This window comes from Bacillus hominis, assembly GCF_018332515.1.
GTDB lineage: Bacteria > Bacillota > Bacilli > Bacillales > Bacillaceae_G > Bacillus_A > Bacillus_A hominis.
Genome location: NZ_BOQD01000187.1, coordinates 1 through 3,645 on the forward strand (window position 1 = coordinate 1; position 3,645 = coordinate 3,645).

Below are 3,645 nucleotides of genomic sequence, written 5' to 3' on the forward strand. Positions count from 1 at the left end.
ATTCCGAATCTTATATATATATGTGTGTTTTATAGTTCAGATGAATTTAAATATTTACTTGGGATTTTCAAAAAAATTGTAGGAGTAGTATTTGTGAGGTTTAAAAAGAAGAAATTGGAACTATAGATGGATTTAGTAACATGTTTGTGTTCATCTATCCAAGCTATTATACCTCTTATTACATAGGATATATAAAGTAATAAAGAGGTGATAAGTTTAAAATGACTATTAAAGCTAATCTTGAAGATCTTGATAATTTAGATTTGATAACTCAGTTACCTGTAAATGGTGATGTTTTGACTTATGATGGCACTAAAGTAAAATGGGTTCCTAAAAAGTCAATGCTTAAAACTGATACAATAATGGATCAATCTAATTCTTATGTAATAGAATTAGATAAATGGGATATAAAAAATGATGGAACCAATCCACTGGCTACTACTAAAGGAATAAATGAAGCAATTGTATGGGCTAAATCTAGTGGATATAATCATATTATATTACCTAGTGGAACATATGGTTTGAAAATTAATAGTACATCATTCTCGTGTATTATTATGCAAAGTGGGATTCATTTTGAAATGGCTGATGGGTGTAATTTGCAATTAGAAAATAATTCATCTCCTTGGTATAGAATATTCGAAATTAAAAATGTAAAGAATGTGAAAATTAGTGGTGGGAAAATTATTGGAGACAAAAAGGGACATATTTATGAATTAGGGGTGAAATTTGTTAGAGGGGGAGTAAATGCAGATGGCTCCTTAAATAATAATCCGAATTTTATTCGTAGTGAAGTTTTGGATCGAAACGAACAACCGGGAATTTTAAAAGTATTTAGATTATGGAAAATTCCAAATGTAGTAACTTCAGCATATAGTTTTTATCAGTACAAAGATACTATTTCCAGTAGTACACTTGTAGGTGTTAGAACGAATGGACAATTTGCTCCAGCATCTCCAACTGGAAGGGGATGGTTTGACGAAATAGAAAAATGTAATAAAATGATTTTTGTTATTGATATTACATCGTCCCCTTTAAGTGATGAACAAATTTCGAAAATTAGTGCAAAGATAGACAGCCAAAATTATACTCATGAGTGGGGACAAGGGATTGAAATGTTGGGCTCACATCAAATTGAAATTGAAAATATAGAGATAAGTGATTGTACTGGTGATGCTATTTCTACAGGTTGGTTACAATATAAACTGAATCCATCAGAATATACGCAAGAAGATATGGGATCTCATATTTATATTTATGATTGCAATATACATCATTGTAGAAGACAAGGTATAACTTTAGGTGCTTCAAATGATACGTATGTTTTTAAAAATCAAATTCATCATATCGGTAAAAATGATGATGGTGTTACAACAGACTTTCGGAGTGGGGCAGCACCAATGTTTGGGATAGATATCGAATCAATGGTGGGAGAAAGTAATATTCCGTATAAATTCCCTTATTACAAACAAGATGGGTTGGAAGTGAATTTTAGACTATTTATTTTTAATAACTATATCCATGATAATGAACGTGGGCATTTTGTAAATACTGACGGAAATTATGTTACTTTAGAAAATAATATATTTGAAGGGTATAATATTGGAAGTGTTAGTTCTGACCAAAAGACAATGGGAATCAAATATCTTAATAACTCTTTTATCAATTGTTCATTAAGTGTAAAAGGAAATCACTTAGTTGATGGTGCTGATTTTAATAATGGTCAATGTAAAATGATAGATGTGGAAGGGGCTATTGTACGGAATATACAGGTGAAAGAAGGAGCCTTTTTGGTATCTAGTGTTTATGGATATTTTGGAACACCATCAGTAAATGTGGTAACTAGTACATTTACCTATAGTCAGCCGCATAAAATGGGAAATACAGCGAAAGTATGTTTTGAACAATGGGTTGGAAGGGTTCCAGCAGGAATTGATGTAAATAAACTATATTATGTGGTGAATAGGACAGATACAAGTTTTCAAGTATCTGAAGCAGTAGGAGGCGCACCGATTATTATTACAGATGAAGGAGAAATAGGATTTAATATTAGCCGATATAATTATGGTCGGTGTTATGTGGAAAATGTGCTGGTCGAACGTGAGTGGAGAGCAAATACAGCAGTCGATGTGGGGTGCACACTATTGATGACGGGTGGTGTAGTGAAGAATATAACAGTGAAAAATTATGATATAGATATTAAACCACCGTATAACTATGTAGGAAGACCGATAACTTTAAATAATTTAACAGTTATTGAAGGTGCATCTAATATAGAATGTTGCAATATAAATAATGGGAGTTTTATTAAAGCAAAGGCTAAAAGATTAGGAGGAGATATTACATTTGGTTCTAATGATGTAAAATATATGAGAAGAATAAATGCAAATAATTGTTCTTTTGAAAGTGTAGATGTCAATTTAGAAGGAAATGTAATTCTGGCAAATAGTACTTTTGTGAAGTCTGGTATTGGGAAATCAGCTAGTGGTCTCAACTCTTCTATGCTTCTAAATAGTTATTTAGAAAATAGTAAAATTAATTTGTATTGGTTAGTCAAAAAAAATCATATGACGATAGCTAAATGTACTTTTAACAATGTTATAGTTTCTGCACGAGATGGAGTTCGTATGATGGATAATTTGGATGTTTCGAACAATTAATCGGTAATAGTTATTTTATGGCGGGGTTTTACACGAACCAACGAATGAATCATTGAAGAAAGTCACTATGTTTGATTATCAACATAGTGGCTTTTTTATTATAAGTTTAACATAGTACTCATAATATTTGAAAATATTATATCTAACTTTAGACAGCGGATTTTTAGGATGCATTAGGGATAATGTACAGGATTGGAGATCTAGGGAATTTATTTGTAAATACAATTAAAAATGGTTAATACCCTTTGGTTGTTCTTAATATCGAATGTAATGGTTCATTATGTTGATTTTGTGGGGGCTAATTATGAACAAAGATATGAGAGAGAACTCAAAAATATTATTGGAATACGATAAGAGTTTTAGAAACAAACCAAGAATAGCATATATTTTGCAAGTGCATAAAAATCCAAAACAAGTAAACCAGTTTATTAGTCAATTGATTTCAGAAAAATATGGAGATGTATTTGTTCATATAGATAAAAAAAATTTCGATGAAATATATCCTTTGATATCCAAAAATAAAAATTTAACAATATTAAATAAGAGTGTGGATGTACAATGGGGAGATATTAGTCAAGTAGAGGCAACTATACTGCTATTAAAAGCAGTATTGGAAACACAACGTAAATACGATTTTGTCTGTTTTAGAAGTGGTCAAGATTTAGTGGTAAAAAATGGATTTGGGGAGTGTTTATTAAAGAATAGCAATAAAATATTTATGACTACAACACATGTAGATCGAAATAATCCAGATGCGTCTTTTCCAAATATCAGATGGCCAAAAGTTACAAGAAAACAATACAGTATATTCCATCCTTTTAGGTTTTTCAGAAGGTTGATCATGATTCTATATGGATTTGGAATAAATATATTTTCAAATCCATATAAATTACCTGATAAAATGGAATTTTACCACGGCTCATCATGGTTTTGTATTCCATTGGATGTTGCAAAATATATTATAGAGTTTTTGGAACAAAATAGC

At 30.6% G+C, this 3,645-nt stretch carries 2 protein-coding genes; both read left to right on the top strand.

The genetic code is table 11. From position 1 onward, the window contains the following. Window positions 1–221: 221 nt before the first annotated feature. Entirely contained in the window at window positions 222–2,660 is a 2,439-nt protein-coding gene (locus tag KI356_RS18260) for a right-handed parallel beta-helix repeat-containing protein (RefSeq protein ID WP_212936077.1), read from the top strand. A 304-nt stretch (window positions 2,661–2,964) separates the two neighbouring features. Next, the coding region (locus KI356_RS18265; RefSeq protein ID WP_212936078.1) for a beta-1,6-N-acetylglucosaminyltransferase at window positions 2,965–3,645 on the top strand (681 nt) is incomplete at its 3' end.

What these genes read in the sequence shown, in the direction of transcription:
- KI356_RS18260 (WP_212936077.1), top strand. Translation starts at nt 222, where the DNA reads ATGACTATTAAAGCTAATCTTGAAGATCTTGATAATTTAGATTTGATA.